Annotated in this window: 20 protein-coding genes and 1 pseudogene; 11 read left to right on the top strand and 10 right to left on the bottom strand. The window is 61.9% G+C overall.

Going from position 1 to position 25320, the window contains the following annotated elements; genetic code table 11:
• The first annotated feature begins 102 nt into the window (after nucleotides 1-102).
• Nucleotides 103-594 (top strand): winged helix-turn-helix transcriptional regulator, encoded by a 492-nt coding sequence (locus AC19YS_RS21675; protein WP_106580373.1) that lies wholly within the window; start codon nucleotides 103-105, stop codon nucleotides 592-594.
• Here AC19YS_RS21675 and AC19YS_RS21670 read toward each other — a convergent pair.
• The gene (locus AC19YS_RS21670; RefSeq protein ID WP_179610182.1) at nucleotides 581-1903 is read right to left on the bottom strand and encodes an OprD family porin; all 1323 of its coding nucleotides are present in this window, start codon (nucleotides 1901-1903) and stop codon (nucleotides 581-583) included. The genes AC19YS_RS21675 and AC19YS_RS21670 overlap by 14 nt on opposite strands.
• Before the next feature lie 463 nt (nucleotides 1904-2366).
• On the opposite strand from AC19YS_RS21670, the gene AC19YS_RS21665 reads away from it, so the two are divergent.
• The gene (locus tag AC19YS_RS21665) at nucleotides 2367-4985 is read left to right on the top strand and encodes a type III effector HrpK domain-containing protein (RefSeq protein WP_500602628.1); all 2619 of its coding nucleotides are present in this window, start codon (nucleotides 2367-2369) and stop codon (nucleotides 4983-4985) included.
• Nucleotides 4986-5030: 45 nt separating this feature from the next.
• On the opposite strand, the gene AC19YS_RS21660 is transcribed toward AC19YS_RS21665, so the two are convergent.
• On the bottom strand, nucleotides 5031-5900 hold the full coding sequence (locus AC19YS_RS21660; protein WP_106580370.1) for an isocitrate lyase/PEP mutase family protein: 870 nt from the start codon (nucleotides 5898-5900) through the stop codon (nucleotides 5031-5033).
• A 279-nt stretch (nucleotides 5901-6179) separates the two neighbouring features.
• Here AC19YS_RS21660 and AC19YS_RS21655 point away from each other — a divergent pair, with 279 nt between their 5' ends.
• Nucleotides 6180-7121, top strand: coding sequence for a cupin (locus tag AC19YS_RS21655; RefSeq protein WP_500602627.1), 942 nt, complete (start codon nucleotides 6180-6182; stop codon nucleotides 7119-7121).
• A 180-nt stretch (nucleotides 7122-7301) separates the two neighbouring features.
• Here the strand turns inward: AC19YS_RS21655 and AC19YS_RS21650 are convergent, their stop codons facing one another.
• From AC19YS_RS21650 to AC19YS_RS21635, 4 genes are all read right to left on the bottom strand, one after another.
• The gene (locus AC19YS_RS21650) at nucleotides 7302-8252 is read right to left on the bottom strand and encodes a LysR family transcriptional regulator (RefSeq protein WP_119740496.1); all 951 of its coding nucleotides are present in this window, start codon (nucleotides 8250-8252) and stop codon (nucleotides 7302-7304) included.
• 22 nt (nucleotides 8253-8274) lie between these two features.
• A complete protein-coding gene (locus tag AC19YS_RS21645) occupies nucleotides 8275-11340 on the bottom strand; it encodes an efflux RND transporter permease subunit (protein ID WP_106580367.1) in 3066 nt (1021 codons plus the stop codon).
• Between the two features lie 9 nt (nucleotides 11341-11349).
• Nucleotides 11350-12462 carry an efflux RND transporter periplasmic adaptor subunit gene (locus AC19YS_RS21640; protein WP_177413700.1) on the bottom strand — a complete coding sequence of 371 codons (1113 nt, stop codon included), beginning with the start codon at nucleotides 12460-12462 and terminating at the stop codon, nucleotides 11350-11352.
• Between the two features lie 91 nt (nucleotides 12463-12553).
• Complete coding sequence (locus tag AC19YS_RS21635) at nucleotides 12554-14161, bottom strand: efflux transporter outer membrane subunit (protein ID WP_500602626.1); 1608 nt, start codon at nucleotides 14159-14161, stop codon at nucleotides 12554-12556.
• 317 nt (nucleotides 14162-14478) lie between these two features.
• Here AC19YS_RS21635 and AC19YS_RS21630 point away from each other — a divergent pair, with 317 nt between their 5' ends.
• Both AC19YS_RS21630 and AC19YS_RS21625 read left to right on the top strand, forming a co-directional pair.
• Complete coding sequence (locus tag AC19YS_RS21630) at nucleotides 14479-15435, top strand: ABC transporter substrate-binding protein (RefSeq protein WP_500602625.1); 957 nt, start codon at nucleotides 14479-14481, stop codon at nucleotides 15433-15435.
• A gap of 23 nt (nucleotides 15436-15458) precedes the next feature.
• Nucleotides 15459-16778, top strand: coding sequence for an LLM class flavin-dependent oxidoreductase (locus tag AC19YS_RS21625; protein ID WP_500602623.1), 1320 nt, complete (start codon nucleotides 15459-15461; stop codon nucleotides 16776-16778).
• Here AC19YS_RS21625 and AC19YS_RS21620 read toward each other — a convergent pair.
• Together AC19YS_RS21620 and AC19YS_RS21615 are read right to left on the bottom strand one after the other, a co-directional pair.
• Nucleotides 16771-17121 (bottom strand): annotated as a pseudogene (locus AC19YS_RS21620) (putative quinol monooxygenase); the annotation flags it as partial. The gene AC19YS_RS21625 and the pseudogene AC19YS_RS21620 overlap by 8 nt on opposite strands.
• A 50-nt stretch (nucleotides 17122-17171) precedes the next feature.
• Nucleotides 17172-17369, bottom strand: coding sequence for a tautomerase family protein (locus tag AC19YS_RS21615; RefSeq protein ID WP_164487938.1), 198 nt, complete (start codon nucleotides 17367-17369; stop codon nucleotides 17172-17174).
• 150 nt (nucleotides 17370-17519) lie between these two features.
• Here AC19YS_RS21615 and AC19YS_RS21610 point away from each other — a divergent pair, with 150 nt between their 5' ends.
• From AC19YS_RS21610 to AC19YS_RS21585, 6 genes are all read left to right on the top strand, one after another.
• On the top strand, nucleotides 17520-18425 hold the full coding sequence (locus tag AC19YS_RS21610) for a LysR family transcriptional regulator (RefSeq protein ID WP_500602622.1): 906 nt from the start codon (nucleotides 17520-17522) through the stop codon (nucleotides 18423-18425).
• Nucleotides 18426-18740: 315 nt separating this feature from the next.
• Entirely contained in the window at nucleotides 18741-19139 is a 399-nt protein-coding gene (locus AC19YS_RS21605) for a cytidine deaminase (protein ID WP_256587063.1), read from the top strand.
• 54 nt (nucleotides 19140-19193) lie between these two features.
• Entirely contained in the window at nucleotides 19194-20459 is a 1266-nt protein-coding gene (locus tag AC19YS_RS21600) for a NupC/NupG family nucleoside CNT transporter (protein WP_500602621.1), read from the top strand.
• 10 nt (nucleotides 20460-20469) lie between these two features.
• Nucleotides 20470-21777, top strand: coding sequence for a thymidine phosphorylase (gene deoA / locus AC19YS_RS21595; protein ID WP_500602620.1), 1308 nt, complete (start codon nucleotides 20470-20472; stop codon nucleotides 21775-21777).
• Nucleotides 21774-23006: a phosphopentomutase gene (locus tag AC19YS_RS21590; RefSeq protein WP_500602619.1), complete on the top strand. Its 1233-nt coding sequence runs from the start codon at nucleotides 21774-21776 to the stop codon at nucleotides 23004-23006. The genes deoA and AC19YS_RS21590 overlap by 4 nt, the downstream gene beginning before the upstream one ends.
• A gap of 185 nt (nucleotides 23007-23191) precedes the next feature.
• On the top strand, nucleotides 23192-23809 hold the full coding sequence (locus AC19YS_RS21585) for a dTMP kinase (protein ID WP_200625397.1): 618 nt from the start codon (nucleotides 23192-23194) through the stop codon (nucleotides 23807-23809).
• 9 nt (nucleotides 23810-23818) lie between these two features.
• On the opposite strand, the gene phzG is transcribed toward AC19YS_RS21585, so the two are convergent.
• Nucleotides 23819-24487, bottom strand: coding sequence for a phenazine biosynthesis FMN-dependent oxidase PhzG (gene phzG, locus AC19YS_RS21580; RefSeq protein ID WP_200625398.1), 669 nt, complete (start codon nucleotides 24485-24487; stop codon nucleotides 23819-23821).
• On the bottom strand, nucleotides 24484-25320 hold the full coding sequence (locus AC19YS_RS21575; RefSeq protein ID WP_124417462.1) for a PhzF family phenazine biosynthesis protein: 837 nt from the start codon (nucleotides 25318-25320) through the stop codon (nucleotides 24484-24486). Before AC19YS_RS21575 ends, phzG begins: the two co-directional genes overlap by 4 nt.

The raw sequence follows: 25320 nt of genomic DNA, 5'->3' as shown, positions 1-25320 counted from the left end.
ATTGACTCCGGTTGCGTTGAGGGTACAGACCCTATGGACGTCACTATCATGATGAAAGTAACATGGCGTCACACAACTTTGTACCGGCACCTGGGAACCCTTATGCAACGCAAGTCTCTTGTCAGCGACGAATGCCCGATCGCCCGCAGCCTTGAACGGATAGGGGAGTGGTGGAGCATGTTGATCATGCGCGATGCATTGCATGGCTTGCGTCGCTTCGATGAGTTTTCACGCAGCCTGGGCATCGCGCCGAACATGTTGACGCGCCGCTTGAATGGCCTGGTGGACGCCGGGATGCTTGAGCGCCGCGCCTACAGCGAGCGGCCGCCACGGTATGAATACGTGCCGACGGCCAAGGGCGAGGATTTGCGCATGGTGCTGATGGCACTGGTGGCGTGGGGCAATCGGCATTTTGCCGAAGAGGGCACCAGTGTCGAGGTGGTTGAGCGCGAGACGGGCCAGCCGGTGCAACCGATGATGGTCACGGCCCAAGGCACACTCGTGCCGTTGGATGCGTGCGTGGTGCAGGCCGGTCCAGCCGCCAGCGCAGGCATGCGCCAACGGTTGGAGCCTGGGGTGGTTACAGCAGAGTGAACGGGTAGTCGACGATCACCCGCAGCTCGTTCAATTTGCCGTCGCGCTGATCCGCGTTTGACGAAACCATCGCATCGCGCACGCGCAGCGACAGGTTCTTCGCCGGGCCGCTTTGCAGCACGTATTTGGCCTCGACATCCGTCTCGTGGTGGTCGCCATCGGCACCGTAGTCGCCGACGTAGGCGCTGTTGGCCGGCGTGTGCGTGCCGTTGATGTCGGAGCCGTTGACGTAGCGGGTCATGAAGCTCAAGCCCGGCACGCCGTAGCCGGCCATGTTCAGGTCATAACGAACGCCCCAGGACTGCTCGCCCGGGCCGTTGAAGTCGCCCCACTGAATCGAGTTGGCCAGGAACACCGAATCGCCGCCTTCACCCGCGCCGTTGTTGCCGGTGCCGATGTAGTCGAACGGCGTGTCGCCGTGCACCTTCTGGAACGACAGCGTCAGCGTGTGGGCCGCCAGGAACGAGTAGGCCGCCGCCACCGAATACGTGGTGTTGTTGATCGCCCCGGCCTTGGCGCTGCCGGTGTCGAGCGTGCGGTACAGGTTGGCGTCCAGCGCCAGCGACTGGTCATGGCTCAACGGCAACACGTAGTTGAGGTTGGTGTAGTACTGGCGCCAGATATCTTCCAGCTCACCGGCGTACAGGGTTGCGCTCAGCGATGGCGTAAAGGTGTATTTGCCGCCGACGAAGCTCGCACTGTTGGCCGCGACGTTGGCGTAGGTGGCATAAATATCGTGGTCATGGTTGCTGGTCATGCCGCTGTTGGTGCTGGTGAAATGCCCGGCTTCCAGGTCCAGCCCGGCGATTTCGCTGCTGGTCAGGTCAAACCCGGTGGCGGTCTGCGGCAGAATTCGCGTGCCGCCGGTCGCAAAGACCGGCGCCGTGGGTTGCATGTCACCGAACTTCAGTTGGGTTTTGGAGACCTTGATTTTCACCGCGGCGCCAACCGAGCCATAGCCGTTTTCCGGGTCGCCATGACGGTCGGTTGGCAGGTCACCGGTGCCAGCATCCGCGTGGGTGGCGTCGAGTTTCATCGCGCCATAGGCGTAGGCGTCCACGCCAAAACCAATCGTGCCTTGGGTAAAGCCCGAGGCGTAGTTGAGCATTGCGCCTTGGGTCCAGTCGCGGTTGTCTGCCTTGCCACTTTGGCGGTCGCGGTCGAAATAATAGTTGCGCAACAGGCCCGTGATGCTGCTGCCGTCAATAAAACCCTTGGAATCGGCCTGGTCGGTGACGGACTCGGCAAAGGCCACTTGGCTGACACTCGCGCACACTGCCAGTGTGAGCAGGCTGCACTGTCTAATCATGGGTTTGATCATGGTGTTTACTTCCCCGGAATAAATAACGCGCGCGCAGAAACATCGCAATTTTTAGGACGCATACAGTGTTATGGGCAGATGTTTTCAGGTGAGCGTAGTGACGTTTTTTATTGTGCTCGGCGTGGTTGCCGAAGCCGATTTTTATCATATTTTTCGCGGCCTGCAGCGGTGTGGCGGATTAAACTCGATTAATTAAACTTCACGTCTTTTAATCACCAGCGGGTGTAGCGTTGATAGGGTCTTAGCCGCTCTGCTTCGACAAAAACCTTTGGTTTGCCGCCGCAGGCTCTGCGGCGGATTTTTTAATGCTTAGTTATCTAAAAGTTTATGTACGCCGCCGCCGTTCAGTGGTGGCTATATGATTGCGCTTGATTCAAATTCGCCCATGTAACAAGACTGTTGCACTTGCCCTCCAATAATCCTTCTCCCATGCCAGATCAGGAGACAGGCCATGCAAGTCAATCAGCTTCGTCAGGTTGATAGCACCCCCAACGCGGGCGACAACCCCAACTGGAATAAAGCGGTGTCGAAAGCGCTAGGCAATCAGCCCGACGACAACAGTCTGGGCCCCGATACAAAGCGGCCCCAAGGTGACTTTCGCACGGCGCAGCAGATCATCGACGACAACCCGCTGCTCAAGAATCTCGGCAACCAGAGTGGCGTGAAAGACACATTGCGCGAACGCGTTGGCGACTTTGAGCATGATCCGGACGCCGCTTACCGCGCGAGCCGGGTGCTGGAGCACATCGAAAAACTCGACGAAAACGGCAAGCCTGCCGTCAAGCGGCCAGAACTCAATGAGGCCGGCAACGGCAAGGTCGACGGCTTTACCAAAGGCGGTGACGCCCGCCACGGCACCGAAGCCGGGCGCCTGCAGGATTTCGGCAAGTACGGCTGGGAGACCCTCAAAGGCGAGCTGCCGCATAGCCCACCCAGCACGCCGCCCAAGGGCGATGCGCCGTCCAACCATCTGCCGTTGCCGGGTGAAGGCCGGCCGATGGGCGACAACCGCAGTGCCGAGCAAATCATTGAAGACAACCCGTTGCTGAAAAACCTCGGCAACCAGAGCGGGGTCAAGGACGCTCTGCGCGAGCGTGTCGGCGACGTTGAACACGACGCCGACGCGGCCTGGCGTGCCGCGCAGGTGCTCAACTATGTCGAGAACTACGACGAGACCGGCAAGCATATCGACGGCGGCAACGTGGGCAATGGCCGCATCGACGGCTTCACCAAGGATGGCGAAGCACGCCACGGCACGGAAGCGGGGCGCCTGCAGGACTTCGGCAAATACGGCTACGACAACCTCAAGGGCCTGGACGGCAACAGCGCGGATGACCAGATCAAGGACTTGAATGCCAAGGCCACTGATGACGCCGTCAAGGCGGCCGGTGGTGACGCCTCCAAAGTAGGCGCTGACTATTTCGTCACAGGCAACAGCAGCGCCAGCGGTGCGGACAAGACCGCAGCGATCATCCAGCTGTCCACGGGCCTGGCCAACTACAAGGCGGGTGCCGATGCGTTTGCGCACCAGGGGCCGGATGCGGCCAATGAGTGGTCCGGCGACGGCCCCTCACCGGGCCAGCAACGCGAAGACTTTATCAAGGATGTGCAAGGGCGCATCGACACGCTCAGTAAAGACCCGGACGTGCAGCAGTTCCTCAACACCCAGGGCACCGAACAGCTGCAGAAAATGGTCGCCGCCGACCCAGCCTTGAAAGCCGAGATGGAGCGGCGCCTGGACGCTTCATCGAGTTGCGACGCGCTGCAAAGCGCGTTTGCCGCCAAGGGCGCGAGCACCACTGATGCGCTGTCGAGTTTTATCAAGTACCCGGACTTCTATGCCCAGGCCCTGGGCAAACAGCCGGACTACAAGAAAGCCCTGGAAAACGCCCCGCAAGCCATCAAGGACGAGGTCAACGCCGAGTACGCAGAGATCACCTGCGGCAAGCAGATCAACGACCTGATCGCCAGCGGCGTGCCGGCAGACAAGGCGGTGATTCAGTCCGGTGTGAACAAGGCAATCTTTGACGCCGTACTGGACGACAAGACCGTGCAGGCGGGCAGTTCGAGCTTCAACGACGTCGCCGCCAAGCTGGGGCGCGAAGACCTGCTTAAAGGCCAGTCGATTGACGACTTCTACCGCGGCCTGGGCGTTACCGGCGCCAATGACCCGCGCCTTGAGCAAGTGATCAACGACAACATCGCTGCATTCACGCCACCTGGCGAGGCCCCACCGAAAACCGCCGATATCATCAGTGGCATTCGGGCCGTGGACGACGCCATGCGCGGCGGCGCCAAGTTCGACGATGCGATCAAAAAAGTCCAAAGCACCTGGGGCGGCAAGCTGCCGGCCGGGGTCAGCGCGGCGTACAAGGCCGGGGTGATGCATGGCGTGTCCGGCGTGTTGTTGGCAGGCGCCATCGGCACGCGCATCGCCAGCGGCAAGGGCGGCAGCACCGCGCAAACCGTCGGGCAGTCGTTTCAGGCGGCCGGACTGTTCCTTGAAGGTGGCGCCAAGTTTGTCCAGGACCAGTTTGATCGCACCCAGCAGGGCACGTACAAGTTCGACGCGCCCAAGTACGTGAAGGACGTGGAAAACGTCGGCAAGAGCCTGGGCGGCGTGGCGGGTAACGTACTGGGCTTGGTCACCGGGGCCATTTCCGCGAAAAACTCGGCCCAGAGCGGCGACAAGGTCGGCGCCGGGTTCCAGGGCACCTTCGCGGGGCTTAATGGCCTGTCGGCCGTGGCCGGCATGGTGGAGGTCGCCACCTACGTGGTGCCGCGCATAACCACGGTGGCGGCCGGCGTTGCAGAAGCCGCAGGCGTGATTGGCGGCGCGGCCGGCGCCTTGGCGGGTGCCGTGGGCGGCATCGCGGCGGTCGGTGGCTTGATCTACGCGATCATTGCCGACATCAAGGCCGACAATGCGCGCAAGAAACAGCAGGAAGAGTGGTACACCGGGCTCAAGGATCAGCTTGATGACTTTGGCGTTACGCCGCCGCCATTGGAGGTGATCATTGCGCCCAAAAATGGCTACGTGGACGTGGGTAATCCCAACGCCAACTACTGAGCGCGATCGGCGGCCAGTCGGAACTGGCCGCCGATTGGCTGAGGCTTACTCTTTCACGTCCATGAATTCTTCCGCCCACGCCACGTAGCTTTCCGGCAGCGTGTAGGTATGCGTCAGTTCAGTCGCGCTGAGGTTCGAGGTGCTGCTGGTCAACTTGCGTTGCGCACGCAGGCTGTCGTAAGTCGCCTTGATCGACGCAAAGTAGGCGCCGTGGCCGGCCACCACAATGCGCACACCCAGCGCGGCCAGGCGTTCGCTGTCATTGAGCTGCGGGTTGCCGTAAGTCACCAGCATCAACGGCACGCTGAGGTTTTCTGCGATCTTCTCAAGGTGGTCGAAGTCTTTGACGCCCACCATGCAGATGCCGTCGGCGCCGGCCTTTTCATAAGCTTTGGTGCGGGCGATGACGTCTTCGGTCGGCAACACGCCAGCGTTGGTGCGGGCGACGATAGACAGCTCTGGATCGACCCGCGCTTCAAGCGCGGCCTTGACCTTGCCGATGCCTTCCTCAACCGAAATCAGGTCGGTGGATTTACGCCCGAACTGCGCGGGCAACAACGTGTCTTCAATCGTCAGTGCCGCAACCCCGGCGCGCTCAAGCTCTTCGACGGTGCGCATCACGTTCAGGGCATTGCCGTAACCGTGGTCGGCGTCGGCGATGAACGGCAGTTGGGCCACGCGGCCAATGCGGGTGGCCTGCTCGACGAACTCACTCAGTGTGATCAACGCAAAATCGGGTGCCGCGAGGACCTGCAACGATGCGACTGAACCGCCGAGGATACCGACTTCGAAACCCAGGTCGGCGGCGATGCGCGCAGACATGGGGTCAAAGACGGAGGCGGTTTCAACGCAGATGTGTTTGGCAAGCAGTTCACGGAAGTTGCGGCGCAGTGCTGAGTGAGAAATCTTTGGCATGTTCTTTCCTGGCTCTGGTCATCGTCAAGTGACGATCAATGTCTATTCATGGTGGCGCCAGATTACCACGCAGACGAACGCGGGATTATGACGTTTGAGCATGAGATAGATGCCATACACATGGATCATCGGTTCACGCTTTGGCCATGGACAGGCCTGTCGCACCATCCAGGAGCCTAGCCACCCCATCTTGCACAACTGCTGTGCCAACCGAGTGCTTAATCGCGATGGGCGCAATGCCTATAGTTGTTTCAAACCAGCCCAAGACTGAGGTGAACCATGAACAGCGAATTCAAGCCCGACCTGGCCGTTGATACTCCACCCGAACAAGTCGATGCCGAGTATTTTGAATACAGCAAGGCAGCCAACCCGATCAGCGCTAATCTGATTACCCGAATTCCTTACCACAGCTTCCCGGCCTCGCTGTATGACAGCGGCCCGTCGCGGGTGGTCGTGCTGGACCTCAGCGCTGCGCTGGGCTGTGAGGGTCCGGCGACCGGGCCCGGGTTGTGTGCCAACTTCATCCGCCTGAACGCCGATGACACCTTGGAGCTGCACCCCAATGCCACCTCCCAAGTGTTTTATGTGATCGCCGGAGAGGGCAGCGTCAGCCAGGGCGAACACCAGATCGAATGGTCGGCCGGCTGTTTTATCGCGCTGCCCGGTTTGCTAACAGCCCGGTTCCGCGCCTCGCAGGATGCGCGCCTGTACTACGTGCACGATGAGCCGCTGTTGCGCTACCTGGGGGTTACGCGCAGCACCGACCGTTTCGCGCCGACGCTGTATCCGGCCGCACTGGCCAACCTGAAGCTGCGTGAAGCGGCCGATGATCCGCGTGCCCAGGACCGCAGCCGTATCAGCATCCTGCTGGGTAACCGCAACTTTCCACAGACCCGAACCGTCACGCATGTGCTGTGGGCCATGTACGGCATACTGCCGCCCGGCTCGATCCAGAAGCCGCACCGGCACCAATCGATTGCACTGGATTTCATCATCGACTGCCCCACGGGCTGTTACTCGCTGGTGGGCACCGAACTGGACGCCGATGGGCAGATTCGCAACCCGGTACGCGTCGACTGGTCGCCGGGCTTGGCGTTCGTGACCCCGCCGGGGTACTGGCACGCGCACTTCAATGAGTCCGACCAGGAAGCATTCCTGATCCCTATCCAGGATGCTGGCTTGCAAACCTACTTGCGCGCGCTGGATATTCGCTTCAGCTGATGGGAAGAGGTCGTTTCTTTCTGAGTGGTAGAGGCAAACGCACAGCCACACGGCATCTGCTGATGTGATGAGACCTTAACGTGGGAGCGGGCTTGCTCGCGAATGCGGTCGTTCAGTTAAAAACAAGCTTGCTGACACACCGCATTCGCGAGCAAGCCCGCTCCCACAATTTGACCGAGTTTAACACCCACCTTTTAGGTCGGCTGGCGGTCCGCTTGGGCACGGACAGCCCTGGCGCTTCCAATCAGGTGTTTCACCCAACTGCTCAACGATGAAGTCGATAAAGCACCTGACCTTCGACGACACAATCTTCTTGGGTGGATAAACGAACCACACAGAAAATGCCTGCTCGGCACCGAGGATGTTCCATTCCGGCAGCCATACCTGTAACGCGCCCGCTTCAATACTGGTTGCCACCAACCAGTCGGGTAACAGGGCAAACCCCAGGCCCTGGCGCGCCGCGATCAGCTGCGCATCGAGGTCATTGATACGGATACAGTCGTGAGGGACCAGCGGCACCACTTCATCAGAAGATGCAAACGCAAAATCATGCTGACTCAGTACTGCCGGCAGGCGGGCCAGCTCGGCCGGCGTTGAAGGGGCAGGGTGCGCAGCGCAAAAGCCCGGGCTGGCCACCAGCAGGTAGTTGCCCGCGCAAATCTTGCGCGCCTTGAGCGTGGAATCAGCCAGCGCGCCAATGCGAATCGCCAGGTCAACGCCGGTATGAATCAGGTTGACTTGGGCGTTATCCAATACCAGTTCCAGCTTGATCTGCGGGTAGCGAGCCACAAATGTATTCAACAGGGGAAGGATATGGTGACGGGCAAACGCTGGCGGCAAGTTGAGCTTGAGCAGCCCACGAGGCTCCTGGTTCAGCGCCGACGTCGCCGCCTTGGCCTGTTCAAGCTCATCCAGCACCCTGCGCGCATGCAGCAGAAACGTCCGGCCACCCTCGGTCAGGTGCAGCGTGCGCGTCGAGCGGTTGAACAGGGCGATGCCCAAGTCCTGTTCAAGGTCCTTCACGTAGCGAGAAACGGTTGACGCCTTGATGCCGAGCCGCTCGGCGGCGCGCGAGAAGTTGTTGCCTTCGGCAGCTTCGACGAAGGCGGTCAGCGCGGTGAAATAATCCAAGTGTGACCTGCCGGGCTTGGGTTTATGTTGTCCTCAAGTCTGAGCCTGGGAGTGTCTGCGGTGTTTGCTGATGGTGCGTTTCCCCAATAAACATATACATCGCCGGCACCATGAACAACGTCAACAGCGTACCAATCGACAACCCGGCGAAGATCACCAGCCCCATGTCGTGCCGCCCCGCAGCGCCGGCGCCAGAGGCCCACACCAGCGGCACCACGCCCAGCACCATCGCCGCCGTGGTCATCAGGATTGGGCGCAGACGCACGCCGGCGGCCTCTTCTATGGCTTCGCGCTTGCTGTGACCTGCGCGTTGCAGTTCGTTGGCGAACTGCACGATCAGGATCCCATGCTTGGTGATCAACCCCAGCAGCGTCACCAGGCCCACCTGGGTGTACACGTTGATCGACGCGTAGCCCATGGTGATGAAGGCCAGCGCGCCAAACAGGGCGGGCGGCACCGAGAACAGGATCACCACCGGGTCGCGAAAGCTCTCGAACTGGAAGGCCAGGGCGAGGTAGACGATCAGAATCGAGAACATCAGCAAACCAAAGAACCCACCAGACTCCTGGATGAATTGGCGCGACTCGCCGGCAAAGTCCGAGGTGTAACCCGAGGGCGCCACGTTGGTCAGGATCGTGTTGAGTTTGGCCAGCAGCTCACCTTGAGCCACGCCGCTGACGCCTGACAGGGTGGCCGAGTTGAGTTGCTGGAAGTGGTTGATCGATTCGGGCTGCGTCGAGGTTTCGATATGCGCGACGGTGCGTGCCTGGATCATCGAGCCGGACGGGGTGCGAATGTAGTAATCGAGAATCTGCTCCGGGTTGAGGCGGTTGACCTGCAGCACTTGGGGAATGACTTTGTAGGAGCGGCCGGCGGTCGAGAAGTAGTTCACGTAGTTACCGCCCAACGCCGCCGACAGCGCCGCGCCGACGTCGGCCTGAGTCAGGCCCAATGCGGCGATCTTCTCCCGGTCCACCACCAGCCGGGCTTGCGGCTTGTCGAGTTTCAAGTCCATGTCGGCAAACCAGAACAACTGCTGTTTCTGCGCCTCGGCCATCACGGCCTGCGCGACCTCATTGAGGTTTTCCACGGAGTCGGTGGTGGTGATCACAAATTGCACCGGCAAGCCCTGGGCGCCCGGCAGCGACGGCAGCGGAAAGGCCGCGATGGTAGCGCCCGGCACCTGATTCCACTTTTGCTGCAGGTCGAGTATCAGCTGGGCCTGCGAGCGCGTGCGATCCCCCCAGGTTTTCAGCAGCACGCCGCCCAGGCCTTGATTGAGGATGGGCAGCCCGGTCAGCTGGAACATCTGCGCGTATTCCGTCTCTTTACTGGCGATCTGGAAGGCCTGGTCGGCGATGCGCTCCATCTGCTGCGGCGAGGCCGTCGGCGGGCCTTTGATCTGCATGAACACCAGCCCCTGGTCTTCGGTGGGCGACAGTTCACTTTTGGCGGTCATGCCACTGGCGGCCACCAGCAGGAACAGCACAAACCCAAAGGTCACCAGCACCGGCCATATGTTCAGCCCGCCAGACAGCACGCGGTGGTAACGCCCGCGCAGCCAGTCAAAATACTGGTCGAGCTTACGTGCAAAACGACCTTCTTCCTGCCCGGACTTGAACAGCTTGGACGTCATCATTGGCGAGAGGGTCAGCGCCACCACGGCCGACACGGTCACGGCGCCCGCCAGCGAGAAACAGAACTCCTTGAACAGCGCACCGGTGAGGCCGCTGCGCAGGCCGATGGGCACGTACGCGGCGATCAACACCACGGTCATCGCGACGATCGGGCCACCCAGTTCCCGCGCCGCGATCAGCGCGGCTTCCAGCACGCCTTTGCCTTCTTCCTTGATATGCCGGTCGACGTTTTCCACCACGATGATCGCGTCGTCCACCACCAGGCCAATCGCCAGAACCAGCGCGAGCAGGGTCAGCAGGTTAATCGAGTACCCCAGCAGGTACATGATGAAGAAGGTGCCGACCAGCGACAGCGGGATCGCCACCAGCGGCACGATCACCGCGCGGAACGACCCGAGGAACAGGTAGATGACCACCGAGACAATGATCATCGCCTCGACCAGGGTCTTCACCACCTCGTAAATCGAGGTATTGATGAACTCGGTTGAGTCGTACACGATCTCGCCGCGCACGCCCGTGGGCAGTTGCGATTGCAGCTCGGGGAAGGCCTCACGCACGCTGTCGGCGACGGTCAGGATATTCGCGGTCGGCGCCGCCTTGATGCCGATGAACACCGAGCGCTTGCCGGAAAACGCCACGCTGCTGTCGTAGCTTTCAGCGCCGAGGGTGACGGTGGCCACGTCCTCCAGGTACACCAAGGCATCGCCTTTCTGCTTGATCACCAGTCGTTTGAATTCATCCACCGTGTGCAGATCGGTGCCGGCCGTGAGGTCGACCGTGACCGTTTGCCCGCGCGTCGAGCCCACGGCAGACAAGTAGTTGTTGTTGGCCAGGGCCGTGGAGACGTCCTGCGCCGTGACGTTATGCGCGGCCAGCTTGTCCGGGTCCAGCCAGGCGCGCAGGGCGAACTGGCGCCCGCCGAGAATCTCTGCGGTTTGCACGCCCTGGATCGAATCCAGTTTGGGCTTGACCACCCGCACCAGGTAATCGGTGATGTTATTGGTGGGCAGCGTGTCGCTGTAGAACCCCAGGTACATGGCGTCGGTGGTCTGCCCGACGGCAATGGTGAGTACCGGTTCCTGGGACTGCGCGGGCAGCTGGTTCTTTACCGAATTGACCTGGGTATTGATCTCGGTGAGGGCCTTGCTGGCGTCGTAGTTCAGCCGCAAGGTCGCGGTAATGGTGGAGACACCGGTGATGCTGGTCGAGGACAAATAATCGATGCCCTGGGCTTGGGCGATGGCCGACTCCAGCGGCTGGGTGATAAAACCGGCGACTGTGGACGCATCCGCGCCGTAGTAGGCGGTGGTAATGGTGACCACCGTGTTTTCGGTGCGCGGCCATTGGTTCACCGGCAACTCGAAGATCGAGCGCAGCCCCAGGATCAGAATGAACAGCGAAACCACCACTGCCCACACCGGTCGCTGAATAAAGGTATCGGTAAGCTTCATGGGACACCTTTAATGTTCTTGGGGAGTTGGCGCCGGGTCGTTCAGCGGCGCGGCACTGTTATCGACCTTCACCGGCGAGCCGTTCTTGAGCTTCATCTGGCCGCTGGTGATCAACAGATCGCCTTCCTTCACGCCCGACAGGATCGCGACCTGATCACCGCGGGTCGGCCCGGTCTTGATGAAGGTTTGTTGCGCGGTGAGTACCTCATCGCCCTTGTCGTTTTTGCTCGACGTGGCAATGAACACCGTGGTGCCGTAAGGGTTGTAGGTCACTGACGTCTGCGGCACGGTGAGGTAGCGCTGGGTGGTCCCCGAGTTGACCACAGCACGGGCAAACATCCCGGGCACCAGGCTTTGCTTGGGGTTCTCGACGGTCGCCTCGACGGTGACGTTGCGCGTGGTTGAGTCGAACTGGGTGTCGATGGTGCTGATCCGCCCGGTGAAGGTCTGCTTTGACAGGCCGTCAGCCGTCACCGAAACCACCTGGCCGATGGCAATGGCCTCCAGTTGGGTCTGCGGCACCGAAAAATCGATGTAGATAGGATCAAAGGTCTGCAACGTGGCGATCTTGTCGCCGGGGTTGAGGTATTGGCCGGGGTTGACGCTGGTGATGCCGATGCGCCCGGCAAAAGGGGCGCGAATGGTTTTTTTCGCCACCAGCGCGCGCTGTTGTTCGGCGGCGGCGAGTTTGGCCTTGAGGTCGGCGGTGTCGGTGTCCACTTGGGCTTGGGAAATGGCGTTGACCGCCAGTTGCGCCTTGTCGCGCTTGAGCACGATACCGGCCAGGTCCGCGGTTGCCTCCAGGGAATGCAATTGGGCGATGTCCGAGTCGGCGTTCAATTGCACCAGCAATGCCTGGGCTGCCACCTCTTGCCCGGGCGTGAAGCCGAGGGTGCGCACGATGCCGCCGACTTCCGTGGTTACATCCACACCGCGCACCGCCTTCATCGAGCCCACGGCGGAAACGCTCGGTTGCCAGTCACTGAACGGCACCTGCAGCGCCGTCACGACGGCGGCAGGCAAGGGCGCTTTGGATTGGGCGATCAGCGCCGAAATCTGCACGAATTTCACCCCGGCAATGATCGCGACAATCACCAGCACCACCACGATCATGATCAGCATCGGCCGCCACAAGCGACGCTTGCGCGGTACGCCGGGTTCGGGGGGCAGGGTAGAGGCGGTCTGAACGTCAGCCATGGGAGTTCTCACTGTTTCAATGATTCAAGTCGGGTGCGGCTTTGCTGTGAGCCGGCATGATCTCTTGCCACGACGGCAGGCCGAAGCGGTCCGGCGTGCCCTGGGTGGCGGGGTTCACATCCGTGCGGTTCCACCAGCCGCCGCCCAGCGCCTGGAACAGCGCCGTGGTGTCGCTGTAGCGGGCGGCCTGGGCTTTGACGCGGGCGAGCACGGTGTTTTGGTAGGTTTGCTGGGCCGTGAGCAAGTTGATATACGCCACCGCGCCTAGGCGGAACTGGGCTTGCACCAGGTCAAGGTTGGCTTGCGCGGAGTGTTCGGCCACGACCTGCTGATTCAGCGCATCGGCGTCCGCCTCCAGCGCCCGCAGCGCGTTGGCGACATCCTGAAAGGCGGTGATTACCGTGCCGCGATAGCGCGCGGCGGACTCGTCGTAGGCAGCCACGGCCGCACGTTTGCGATGCTCGAGTGCGCCGGCGTCAAAGATCGGCTGGGTAATCGAACCCGCCAGGCTCCAGACACCGCTGCCCGCCGAAAACAGCTTGGTGCCGCTTGCCACCGTGGAACCCAACGACCCGGTAATGCTGAATTGCGGCAACTGATTGGCGACGGCCACGCCAATGTTGGCGCTGGCTTGATGCAGTTGCGCCTGCGCCGAACGCACATCCGGGCGCTGGCCGACGATGGCCGAGGGCAGGCTGACCGGCAGCGCCTCTGGCAGATGCAACGAGGCCAGATTGAAGCGTTCGCCTTGATCCTGGTTTGGAAAGCGCCCCAGGTACGCCATCAATTGGTTGCGGGTCTGTGCCAATTGCTTTTGCAGCGGCGGCAAGGTCGCGCGGGTTTGCGCCAGTGCGGTTTGCTGCGTGAGCACGTCGCTATCGCCGATGGCGCCCAGTCGGCGCTGAGCTTGCAGCAGGTCGAGCTGACCGCCCTGCAGTGTGATGATTTCTTCGGTGGCGGCCACCTGATCACGCAACGACGCCAGGCTGACCGCGGTGTTGACCACATTGGAGGTCAGGGTCAGGTAAGTCGCCTCCAGCTGAAAGCGCTCGTACTCGGCTTGCGCGGTGGTGGATTCGATCTGCCGGCGGGTGCCGCCAAACACGTCCGGCGCATAGGAAACGCTCAGCGACGCCGAACTCACTGTGAGAATCGGCGACTCCGGGATGCCCGAGGTCACGCCGGAGACTTTCTCGCGGGCTTTTTGCACATTGGCGCTCACCGACGGAAACAGCGACGCCTGGTCGGCATACACCAGCTCGTTGGCCTGGCGCAGTGCCGCTTGCGCGGCGCTGACGTCCGGGTTGGCGCGCAGGGCTTCTTCGACCAGAGCGTTGAGGGAAGGCGAGCGGAACAGCGTCCACCATTGCCCAGGAATATCCATCCCGGCGATCAGCCGCTGCGCCGCGCCACCGGCGTCAATGTCCGCCTGGGCGGTGGTCGTGAGTGGGTTCTTGGCAAAGCCAGCATTGGCCGGTACGTCGGGCCGTGTGAAGTCGGGCCCCACGGTACAGCCGGCGAGGGCGAGGCACAGCAGGCTCAGCGGCGCCAGCAAACAGGCATGTCGAAACGGGGTGCGGACTGGCACCACTGCGGGTGCACGCTGGCGAAGCTGCTCTTTCATATTTACTCGGATTAATCAGTTGGCCAACGGCAGTCATGGTTGAGCAATGCGTGCGGCTGCGTCCGACCGGGCGGCTTGAGAAGGCCGCGGGGTGCCGGGGTTTCAACCAGTGTAGGTGGCGCAGGGCACTGTGCAATGTGCCGGCGCAACGCGCGCGGCGTGAAAATGCTTAAGTTGCATTATTTGTGAATTAGGTTATGCGTTATCAGTATTTTACAGGCGGTCTTTATAACGGCATCGTATGAACCCCTACTGACACTGCCGAGACCGCACGCGCGGATCGACTTGCATGCCTGACCAGGCATCTGGAGACGAACGTGCGTTACCTGACAACACTGGCGGCCGGGTTGGCCGCCACCTTGCTGTGCCTGACCGCGAACGCGCAAACGCTGGTGGTGGGCGATCAAAGCTACAACGCGCAAGCCGTGATGGAAGCGGCGGGCGTGCTCGAAAACCTGCCGTACACGCTTGAATGGAAGCAATTCACCGCAGGCTCGCCGGTCGCCGAAGCGCTGAATGCCAACAGCCTGGATATCGGCTTGCTGGGGGACGCGCCGGTGCTGTTCCTGGGCGCATTGGGTGCACCGATCAAGGTGATTGCCGTCAGCCGGCAAAACCTCGACGGCGTGGCCATCCTGGTCAGAAAGGATTCGTCGATCCACAGCCTGGCCGACCTTGCCGGCAAACGTGCGGCGGTCTGGAAGGGCTCCTGGAGCCAGCAATTGCTGCTTACCGCGCTGGACAAAGCCGGCGTCCCGCGCGACTCACTCCAGCTGCGCTACCTCAGCGCACTCGACGCTTCCCATGCGTTGGAAGGTGGCTCGGTTGACGTCATCGCCACCTGGGAACCCTACGTCACACAACAGGAACGCCAAGGGGCGCGGGTACTCGCAACCGCTGAAGGCTTGATCCCGGCGCAGAGCTTTATCGCCGCCAATGCCAAGGCTGTCGAGGCCAAACGTGCGCCAATCAGTGACTTCCTCCAGCGCCTGAAAAAGGCCCGTGACTGGACGCGCCAAAGCCCGGCCAACGCTGACGCGTATGCCGATGCGTGGGCCAAGCGCACCCGCGCCGACGCCGACATCGCACGCGCCTGGTTTGCACGAGCGCGCACGACGGTCGAGCCCCTGACGGCCCAGTCGCCTGTCGAGGCGCAAAAAACCGTGGACTTCTTCGCCAGCCTAGGCCTGGTCAAGTCTTACTCTGCAGCGAGCCTGTTCGATGATTCCTTCTCGGCCTCGCTGCAACCCGCCGTCGCCCAAACCCAGCCGTGAACGCTTCAAGGAACTCTTCTGACATGACCCAACGACAGCTCAAACTCGGCGCCCTGACCATGGGGTGTGGTGGGCCGGGCCGCCACAATCTATGGCTCGACCCGCAATTGCCGGCCGACGCCAGCGTCAACGTCGACTGGTACATCGACATTGCCCGCCAGGCCGAGGCGGCGCTGTTCGACCTGATGTTTATCGTCGACAGCCAATTCATCACACCGGGCTCGCCGTCCCACTACCTGAACCGCCTGGAACCGCTGACGCTGCTCTCTGCGCTGGCCGTCAGCACGCGGCATCTGGGCTTGGTCGGTACGCTGACCACGTCTTACAACTCGCCCTATAACGTGGCCCGGCGCCTGGCCTCACTCGACCTGATCAGCAAAGGCCGCGCCGGCTGGAATGTGGTCACCAGCGGCGACGCCGGCACTGCCGGCAATTACAGCCGCGACGAACATTACGATTACGACACGCGCTACAGCCGCGCCGCCGAGCACGTCCAGGTGGTGCAAGGCCTGTGGCACTCCTACGAGGAAGACGCCTTCGTGCGTGACCGTGCAACCGGCCAGTTCCTCGACCCCAGCAAACTGCACAGCCTGAACCACAAGGGCGAACATTTTTCGGTGGTCGGCCCGCTGAACATTCAACGCTCGCCGCAAGGCCAGCCGGTGATCTTCCAGGCTGGCGACTCAGAGCAAGGTCGTGACCTGGGCGCGGCCACGGCGGACGTGATCTTCACCCACGCGGCCAGCATCGAACAGGGCCAGGCGTTTTACCGCGATATAAAGGGCAGGGCGGCGCAACTGGGGCGCGACCCGGAGCAATTGCTGGTGATGCCCGGCGCCGAGATCTATGTGGGCGACACCGATGAGCACGCGCGGGAAATCGAGCAGCACTACCATCACGCCGATCACAGTTTCGAGCTGGCGCTGAAGGAGTTCGGGCGCAATTTCGGCTGGCATGATTTCAGCCAATACGACCTCGATGCTCCGTTTCCGCAAGAGAGCCTGGAAGCAGCGCGCAGCAGCTTTTTCACCAATGCCAAGCGCATTGCCGACCAGGCACGGGAGAAAGGTTTCACGCTGCGCCAAGCAGTGGAGTTTGGTCGCCAACTGCGACCGGGCGCGTTTGTGGGCACGGCGGACACGGTTGCACAAAAGATGGAGGAGTGGCTCCAGGCGCGGGCGGTGGATGGGTTCAATATCTATATTGGGCATCCGCAGCAGTTCGCGCGGTTTACGCAGGAAGTCATACCGTTGCTGCAGGCGCGCGGGGTGTATCGCACGGCGTATGAGGGGACGACGTTGCGCGAGAGTTTGGGGCTGGAGATTCCGCGGTTTGGCGGCTGAAGCCGTCAAACGGGGTCATGTACACCGCGCCGAATGGGTCCAGGCGCTTGCGGATCTCGGCGTCCGGCGTGCCGTACACCACCAGGCTGGTGATGCTGCACAGTTCCAGGAAGCGCTGGCCGAAGGGTGCAAACGTGGTGTCGACGTGGCTGACCACGGCATCAGCGTTGTAGCGCTCGAGGATATGCACGGTGCGGGTATCCTCATTTGCGCTGTATTCGTAAATCAGGGTGCCGGGCTCGGCACGGGTGGCCGTGACGATGGTGGCGATCAGCGCCTTGAATTCGGCGAACGCTGCGGGCTGTACTTCAAGGGTAAACAAACAGGAAATATAAGGGTGCATGCTGGGTTTCCGTCAGAGGCGCCAGGCGGCGCCTGTTGAGTGGGAGGCGCTCAAGACTTGTCGGGGGCGCCTGCGAAGAGTTTGCCGGCACCGGCCCAATCGGACGGCGCAACGTCTTCAAAAATGACGTAGATGTAATTGGCATCAGTGCCGGTGTGTTTGACGATGCTTTCGGTGATGTCGGCGGCAACGGCGGCTTTTTGCGCGTGTTCTTTACCTTCGAACCAGCTCACTCGTACGACGGGCATGACGTATTCCTCTTGAGAGATTGATCTGGGAGCGGTGCGCCATGTGCACCGCTATGTGACTGAGGCCATCCTACTGTTGAGCAAGCTGGCGATAAACGGCCTCTGGCTATAGTCTGGGTAGACTAAAACTCTACAATCAGCGAGTGCGGCATGGTCCCTATCGATTCCTTCCAGGGTGTTATCACCTTTGTCGTCGCCGCGCGTTCGGCCAGCTTCACACAGGCTGCGGAGCGCTTGGGCCTGTCGAAATCTGCCGTGGGCAAAGCTATCGCACGGCTTGAAGAGCGCTTGGGCACGCAGCTGTTTCATCGCACCACACGGCGAATTTCCCTCACCGCCGATGGCGAGGCTTACTACCTGGCGTGCTCTACGGCACTGGAAGAAATCGGCACCGCCGAAAGTGGCTTGGGCCCCAATGGGGGTGAGCCTTCGGGGCGCTTGCGCGTCGATGTGCCAGTGGCTTTCGGGCGTCGCGTGGTTGCGCCCTTGCTGTTCGAGATCGCCAATAAATACCCCGCGCTGCAATTGAGCCTGACGTTTTCCGATCACTTGGTGGACCCGTTCGAAGAGGGGATTGATTTGCTGGTGCGCTTCGGCGAATTGCCGGACACCAGTGGGCTGGTAGCGCGGCGGTTGACGCGCCAACGCTGGGCCATTTGTGCCGCGCCCGGTTACCTGGCACGGTTTGGAATGCCTCAAACCCTTGAAGACCTGAGCCATCACCGCTGCATTGTCGGGCATCGACGTGGCCAGCCTTTGGCCTGGCGAGTCATGCAGGCAGGGCGTACGCAGTGGTACGCGCCTCCCGCCGCGCATCAGATTGGCGATGGCGAAGCCATGATTCTGGCGGCGGTTGCCGGCGCTGGCCTGTGCCAGATGCCGCGCAGCCTGTTCCAGGACGATATCGACGCGGGGCGCCTGGTTGAAGTGCTGCACACCTACGAGCCGGAAGCCGTTGATGTACATGCCGTGTGGCCGAAGGTATCGCACTTGCGGCCGAAGGTGAGGTACGTGGTGGATGAGCTGGTCAAGCGGTGTGCGCAGTGGCCGTTGTAGGTGAATAAAACCGCAATCGACTTTTCGACCGGCTTACTTCATTCGTGCCTGGTCGGCCAGCTCAGATCGGTGTGCTTGAACCTGCCAACGCCAGTGACCTCATGCGCAGTTTCCGCGTGCTGCGCGGTGTGCAAGGAGGCGATCAGCGACCGCTCAGGCGATAGGTGGTGCGCTGCAATTGCGCGGGCATCATGAACGTGCGTTCACAGGCGCAGAAAAAGATTGAATATTCACATCAATTGTTATTTAAATAACACCACAATAGCGTCACGACCGCCCTGGACGTGCTCGCAATAAGATGGGATGACCCTGTGCATGACAATTGAAGAGCGTTTGATGGAACAGGCAAAGCGTGCCGCCCAGAGCACGTACTCGCCTTACTCCCATTTCCCCGTGGGCGCGGCATTGCTGACTGCCGACGGTGAGGTGGTGCAGGGTTGCAACGTGGAGAACATCTCCTACGGGCTGACCAACTGTGCCGAGCGCAGCGCCTTGTTCAGCGCCATCAGCCAGGGTCATGCCCCGCGCAGTTTCAAAGCCATGGCTGTTTATGCACCCAACGTTTCACTGATAAGCCCTTGCGGTGCCTGCCGCCAGGTGATGCTGGAGTTGATGGCCAAGGATGCGGTGGTGATCTGTCAGGGCAGTGACCCGGCCGCCACGCGCACCTGGACCCTGGAGCAATTGCTGCCGGGCGCCTTCGACGCTTTCTAATCCTGGGCAGGCCTTCGGGTCTGCATTCGCGTGGTCCATTGTTGAGACGCCTGCATGATCAGTCTTGTCGGAATAGCGACGCTTATTCTCATTGCCATTGCTTTATCTCATCAACGACGCTCGATCAACTGGCGCACGGTTTCGGTGGCGTTTTTGATCCAGGTCTTGATCGGCGCGTTTGCGCTTTACGTGCCGTGGGGCCAGACGGTACTCGCCTCGCTGTCAGGGGCGGTGGCATCGCTGCAGCTTTACGCTAACAAAGGCATCGAGTTTCTGTTCGGCGGCCTGAGCTCGCCGCATATGTTTGAAGTGTTCGGCAGCGGTGGTTTTGTGTTCGCCATCCGGGTGTTGCCGATGATCGTGTTCTTCGGCAGCTTTATCTCGGTGCTGTATTACATCGGTGTGATGGGCTGGATCATTCGGCTGGTGGGCGGTGCCCTGCGCCTGTTGCTGGGCACCAGCCGCATCGAGTCGATGGTGGTGACCTCGGCGATTTTCATCGGCCAGTCGGAAGTGCCGCTGGTGGTACGGCCCTTCATTGCCAAGCTGACGCGCTCTGAGTTGTTCGCGGTGATGGTCGGTGGTTTCGCCGCCGTGGCCGGCTCGGTGCTGCTGGGGTATGCCGGGCTGGGCGTGGAGCTCAAGTACCTGATCGCGGCGTGCTTCATGTCGGCACCGGGCGCTCTGTTGATGGCCAAACTCATGGAGCCGGAAACCGAAGCCGCCCGCACCGAACAGGTGATCGAGGAGCTGGGCCAGGCCGAGAATCGCCCCACCAATATCATCGACGCCGCCGCCGATGGCGCCCAGGTTGGCTTGCGCCTGGCCTTGTCGGTGGGTGCCATGCTGCTGGCATTTATCGCGTTGATCGCGCTGTTCAACGGGCTTCTGGGCTGGGCGGGCAACTGGTTTGGCTACCCGCAATTGACCTTGCAACTGGTCCTTGGGTACGTGCTGGCGCCCATCGCTTTTCTGCTCGGAGTGCCGTGGCATGAGGCGGTCATGGCCGGCGGTTTTATCGGCGAAAAACTGGTGCTCAACGAGTTTGTCGCCTACGCCGACCTGGCTAACTACCTTACCCCGGCCAAGGCCGCCGAAGCCGGCGTGCCGCTGTTGTCGGTGCACACCCAGGTGATCGTCACCTTCGCCCTGTGCGGCTTTGCCAATCTGTCTTCGATTGCCATTCAACTGGGCGGCCTCACGGGTATCGCCCCGCAACGCCGTGAGGAACTCGCGCGGCTGGGCTTGCGGGCGATGATCGGCGGCACGCTTTCTAACCTGATGAGCGCGGCGATTGTCGGCTTTTTCATTTCGCTGTAAGGAGCACAGTATGTGGTTGCCACAAGAAGTGATTCGGCGTAAGCGCGACGGGCACGCCCTGGCCGCAATGGACATTCAACGCTTTGTCGCCGGCATTGCCGACGCCAGCCTCAGCGATGGGCAGGTGGCGGCGTTCGCCATGGCGGTGTTCATCAAGGGCATGGACGTGAGCGAACGCCTGGCCTTGACCGAGGCGATGCGCGATTCCGGCCAAGTGCTGAAATGGGACCTGCCGGGGCCGGTCGTGGACAAGCATTCCACCGGTGGCGTCGGCGACATGATCAGCTTGCTGCTCGCGCCGTTGCTGGCGGCCTGCGGTTGCTACGTGCCAATGATTTCCGGGCGTGGGCTGGGCCATACCGGCGGCACCCTGGACAAGCTCGAGAGCATTCCCGGTTACGACTGCCAACCCAGCCCCGAACGCCTGCACGCGGTGGTGGCCGAGGTCGGTTGCGCCATCATCGGCCAGACCGCCAACCTGGCGCCGGCGGACAAGCGCTTGTATGTGATCCGCGATGTGACCGGGTCGGTGGAGTCAATTGACCTGATCACCGCGTCGATCCTCGGCAAAAAACTCGCCGCCGGCCTCGACGTACTGATCATGGATGTGAAAACCGGCAACGGCGCCTTCATGGCAGAGCCGGAACAGGCACGCGAACTGGCCGCCAGCATCGTCGCGGTGGCCAACGGCGCCGGGGTCAATACCCGCGCGCTGATCACCGACATGAATCAACCGCTGGCCCGCAGTGCCGGCAACGCCCTGGAGGTTGCCGAAGCAGTCGCCTTGCTCAAAGGCGAGGTGCGCAGTGAGCGACTGTGGGCGGTGACCCTGGCGCTGGCCACCCAGGCATTGACGATGGCCGGTTTGGCGCGGGATGAAGCCCAGGCCCGTGATCAATTGCTTCAGGCCTGGCAGAGCGGGGCAGCCTTGCAGCGCTTCGAGCAAATGGTCGTCGCTCTGGGCGGCCCGCCGGGCTTCACGGCAAACCCTGAAGCGCATTTACCCAAGGCCGCCGTGTCGGTGCCGGTGTGGGCCGAGGAAGAGGGCTGCGTTACCGAGATCGATACCCGGGCGGTGGGCCTGGCAGTGGTGGCATTGGGCGGTGGGCGCAGTCATCCCGACGACGTGCTGGACTTGTCCGTGGGCTTCAGCGAGTTGGCCTTTGTTGGTGAACAGGTGAGCGCGCAACGGCCGCTGGGCTGGGTTCACGCGCGCAATCCAGAGCAGGCCGCGCAGGGCGCATCCGCCTTGCGCGCCGCCTATCGGTTGGGCGGTTCGAGCCTGGCCTCACGTGATTTGATCCAGGCCATCCTATGAGCAAAGCCATCGTATTGGTGCTGGACTCGTTGGGCATCGGCGCCAGTGCCGACGCTGCTGTTTTTGGCGATACCGGCGCCGACACCTTGCGCCATATCGCCCAGGCGTGTGCCCGCGGTGAGGCCGATGGGCCACTGCGCCGGGGGCCGCTGTGGCTGCCAAATCTGGGTCGCCTGGGCCTGGGCGCTGCCGCCGCGGCCAGCGGTGACGGACCGTTGCCGGGCCACTGGGGCGACGTTACTCCGGTCGGCGCCTACGGCCATGCGCGCGAGCAATCCTCAGGCAAGGACACACCGTCCGGGCATTGGGAAATGATGGGCGTGCCCGTGTTGTTCGACTGGGGGTATTTCGAGCGGCCGGTCGAGTCGTTTCCGCCCAAGCTGCTGGCCGACCTGATTGAGCGGGCCGGGTTGCCGGGTGTTCTGGGTAATTGCCATGCCTCGGGCACTACGGTGCTGGACGAATTGGGCGAAGCACACATCCGCAGCCGGCAACCGATTTGCTACACCTCGGCCGACAGCGTGATGCAGATCGCCGCCCATGAAGGCCATTTCGGGCTGGATGAGCTGTACCGGGTGTGTGAAATCGCGCGCGATTTGTGTGATGAATACACCGTCGGCAGGGTCATTGCCCGGCCGTTCACCGGCGAGCGCGCGGGCGAGTTTCGCCGCACCGGCAATCGTCGCGACTACACGGTGCCACCGCCGTCGCCGACGCTGCTGGATCATCTGTGCGAAGCTGGCGGCAGCGTGCAGGCGGTGGGCAAGATCGGCGATATCTTCGCGCACCGCGGCATCAGCCGGTTGTACAAGGCAGATGGCAACGACGCGCTGTTCGATGCCACGCTCAAGGCTTACCAGCAGGCGCCGGACAACAGCCTGGTGTTCGCCAATTTCGTCGACTTCGACATGCTCTACGGGCACCGTCGCGACTTGGTCGGCTACGCTGCCGCGCTGGAAGCGTTCGACCGCAGGCTGCCGGAATTATTGGCGTTGATGGACCCACAGACGTTGCTGATCATCAGCGCCGACCACGGTTGCGACCCATCGCGTCCGGGCAGCGATCATACCCGTGAGCATGTGCCGGTCTTGGCTTTTGGGGCAGGCGTTGCGGCTGGCTGGCTGGGCGAGCGCGGCAGCTTTGCCGATATCGGCCAGACGCTGGCGGCACATTTGGGCTTGGCGCCGTTGGCGTGGGGGACTTCGTTTCTGCTGAAGGGTCACCCTTGAGTCCGCCTGGCACCCCGTGCTTTGGAATCGGGCGGGGTAGCTTGATGGCGGGTTTGCCAATTGTTCATCGACGCCTTCAGTAATGTCTGTTCATATGGGCTCCGCACTCGATTCGCGTCGTCGCGCCAGGCGGCTCCAGCGAACGAACAGAGCCCAATAAACCGCTACCAATCATTATGTGAAGTATGAGTCGTCCACTGTTTGTTTCTCTCGATGGCCCCAAGGGCACTGGTAAAACCACGCTTTTGGAAGCTGTGACCCAAGTGCTGAGGGCAGACAGGCAAAAGGTGATCCGACTCAGCGAGCAAAAAAGCGATCCCTACAGGGCTGAAACCATGGCCCTCGTTAACACTCTCGTCAGACACCCCAGCCGGGAGTTGGAGCTGAGGGTGTGTGAGCGCTTTGCTGACAGCCGTGCCTGGATTTCCCGCCACGTACTGGCCAGACAGCCCGCCGGTAGCATCATCTTGATTGATCGCTGGTACCCCTCTGATGCAGCGTTTCGCCGGATCGTCGGGTTTGCAGACATTCTGCAGTTGAACATTGATCGAAACGTGCAAGTGCCCGACCTGCATGTCGGCGTGGTCACCGCCCCTGATATTTCTTGGGCGAGGGCAGCCGAGCGACGGCGTGGGCTGAGCAGTACTGTGATGCACAAGCTGGAAGAGCATGTCGCGTGTACTCAGGCGTTCGAGCGCGCGATGACCGATCACGGCTGGGTTTTATGCCGTAATGAAACAACGATCGAGGACGCCACGGCTCAGGTGGTTTCTGAGATCTACAGCGTCCTTCGATGTTCGTAGTTTGTGCAGTCAAGGCTGCAAACGCCGCACCCTCCAGCCGTTATCGCTGCGGTCATAGCGCAACCGCTCATGCAGCCGCTCTTGCCCATTCCCCCAGAACTCCAGCGATTCAAGACGCAACTCGAACACACAATAGCCCTCAGGACGCGGCAGTGGACCTTGGCCTTCGGCCAGTTCGCGAGCGGCGTTGCGCATGGCCTGAACATCCTGCAGTTCTTCGCTCTGGCGAGACACCGACGACATCGGATGTGTGGCATACGGGCGCTTGAGCCACGCCTCATCCGCCTTGGCATCCGGCAAGCGCACGGCCTGGCCATTGAGGATGATCTGCTGACTGGTTTCGCGCCAATACAGCACGCCCGACGCCCACGGGTTGTGGCTCAGCTCACGGCCTTTCTGGCTGCCGGCATGGGTGCTGAACAACACCCCGGTGTCACTGATCTCACTGATCACCACGATGCGCGTCGAGGGCCGGCCCTGGCCGTCGGCGGTGGCCAGCGCCAGCGCCTTGGGTTCGCGGATGCCTACGCGCCGTGCGCGCTCCAGCCAGTTGCGCAGCACACTCATGGGGTCGGCGGGCAGTGTCTGGTACTCGGGGAACGGTGCATCCAGTGTGCCGGTGAGGGATTCGGACATGCCTTTACCCAGCAGCGGCTTACCTTGCAATGAACTGTTCATAGCACGATGGTCCCCCGCCCGAAGGTGACGCCATTGCCGGAGACTTCGACGCGCGTCAGTTGATCGGCGCGGCCCTCAGCCCTGGCGAACATCAGGGACGGGCGGCCGATTTCCACACCCTGCAAGATCTCCACCTGCTGGCCAAATTCGATCTGGCCATGGCGCGCCAAATGGATCGCCAACGGCCCGGCAGCCGAGCCGGTGGCCGCATCCTCAACCACGCCGTAAGCCGGTGAGAACATCCGGCTGCGCCAACGCCGCCCGGCGCCGGCGAAACAGTTGATCGCCATGTCGTGAAAGCTCGACAGCGCACGGTGGTCCGGATGCAGGGCCGACAAGGCCTGGATGTTCGGCAGGCCGACAAACACATGACGCGGGCCGTTGTGATAGATCTCGATGGGAAAGGTCGAGTCGCTGATCCCCAGCGCCTCGAGCAATTCGGCATCGCGGCCCAGGGCCGTCCACGTCGGTATCGGCTGATCCATGCTGGCGGCGATCACGCTGCCGTTCTGGCGCTCCAGTTCAAAGGCGATGGTGCCCATCTGGGTTTCCAGGTACAGCCGGTGATTGTCGGTGTGCGCGCCCAGCGCGATGGCCGTCCCCAGCAACGGGTGGCCGGCAAAGGGCAGTTCGTTGACCGGGGTGAAAATCCGGATCAGCGCATCACCGCCGTTGCGTGGCTTGAGCACGAAGGTGGTTTCCGACAGGTTCATTTCTCGGGCGATGCGTTGCATTTGCGGCGCCGGCAAATCATCGGCGTCGAAGAACACCGCGACCGGGTTGCCTTCCAGCGGGACGCTGGCGAAGGCATCGATGATGACGTAGTGGTGCAT

Source organism: Pseudomonas sp. MF08831, from assembly GCF_059862645.1.
The sequence above is the reverse complement of the archived record's forward strand: the minus strand, read 5'-3'. Positions and strand labels throughout refer to the sequence as shown.

Bases quoted from the DNA above. Each gene is read 5' to 3' on its own strand.
- AC19YS_RS21640 (WP_177413700.1), bottom strand. From the start codon at position 12,462: ATGCTGATCATGATCGTGGTGGTGCTGGTGATTGTCGCGATCATTGCC.
- AC19YS_RS21575 (WP_124417462.1), bottom strand. From the start codon at position 25,320: ATGCACCACTACGTCATCATCGATGCCTTCGCCAGCGTCCCGCTGGAA.
- AC19YS_RS21675 (WP_106580373.1), top strand. From the start codon at position 103: ATGCAACGCAAGTCTCTTGTCAGCGACGAATGCCCGATCGCCCGCAGC.
- AC19YS_RS21610 (WP_500602622.1), top strand. From the start codon at position 17,520: ATGGTCCCTATCGATTCCTTCCAGGGTGTTATCACCTTTGTCGTCGCC.
- AC19YS_RS21590 (WP_500602619.1), top strand. From the start codon at position 21,774: ATGAGCAAAGCCATCGTATTGGTGCTGGACTCGTTGGGCATCGGCGCC.
- AC19YS_RS21625 (WP_500602623.1), top strand. From the start codon at position 15,459: ATGACCCAACGACAGCTCAAACTCGGCGCCCTGACCATGGGGTGTGGT.
- deoA (WP_500602620.1), top strand. From the start codon at position 20,470: ATGTGGTTGCCACAAGAAGTGATTCGGCGTAAGCGCGACGGGCACGCC.
- phzG (WP_200625398.1), bottom strand. From the start codon at position 24,487: ATGAACAGTTCATTGCAAGGTAAGCCGCTGCTGGGTAAAGGCATGTCC.
- AC19YS_RS21585 (WP_200625397.1), top strand. From the start codon at position 23,192: ATGAGTCGTCCACTGTTTGTTTCTCTCGATGGCCCCAAGGGCACTGGT.
- AC19YS_RS21645 (WP_106580367.1), bottom strand. From the start codon at position 11,340: ATGAAGCTTACCGATACCTTTATTCAGCGACCGGTGTGGGCAGTGGTG.
- AC19YS_RS21635 (WP_500602626.1), bottom strand. From the start codon at position 14,161: ATGAAAGAGCAGCTTCGCCAGCGTGCACCCGCAGTGGTGCCAGTCCGC.
- AC19YS_RS21665 (WP_500602628.1), top strand. From the start codon at position 2,367: ATGCAAGTCAATCAGCTTCGTCAGGTTGATAGCACCCCCAACGCGGGC.
- AC19YS_RS21655 (WP_500602627.1), top strand. From the start codon at position 6,180: ATGAACAGCGAATTCAAGCCCGACCTGGCCGTTGATACTCCACCCGAA.
- AC19YS_RS21660 (WP_106580370.1), bottom strand. From the start codon at position 5,900: ATGCCAAAGATTTCTCACTCAGCACTGCGCCGCAACTTCCGTGAACTG.
- AC19YS_RS21615 (WP_164487938.1), bottom strand. From the start codon at position 17,369: ATGCCCGTCGTACGAGTGAGCTGGTTCGAAGGTAAAGAACACGCGCAA.
- AC19YS_RS21600 (WP_500602621.1), top strand. From the start codon at position 19,194: ATGATCAGTCTTGTCGGAATAGCGACGCTTATTCTCATTGCCATTGCT.
- AC19YS_RS21605 (WP_256587063.1), top strand. From the start codon at position 18,741: ATGACAATTGAAGAGCGTTTGATGGAACAGGCAAAGCGTGCCGCCCAG.
- AC19YS_RS21670 (WP_179610182.1), bottom strand. From the start codon at position 1,903: ATGATTAGACAGTGCAGCCTGCTCACACTGGCAGTGTGCGCGAGTGTC.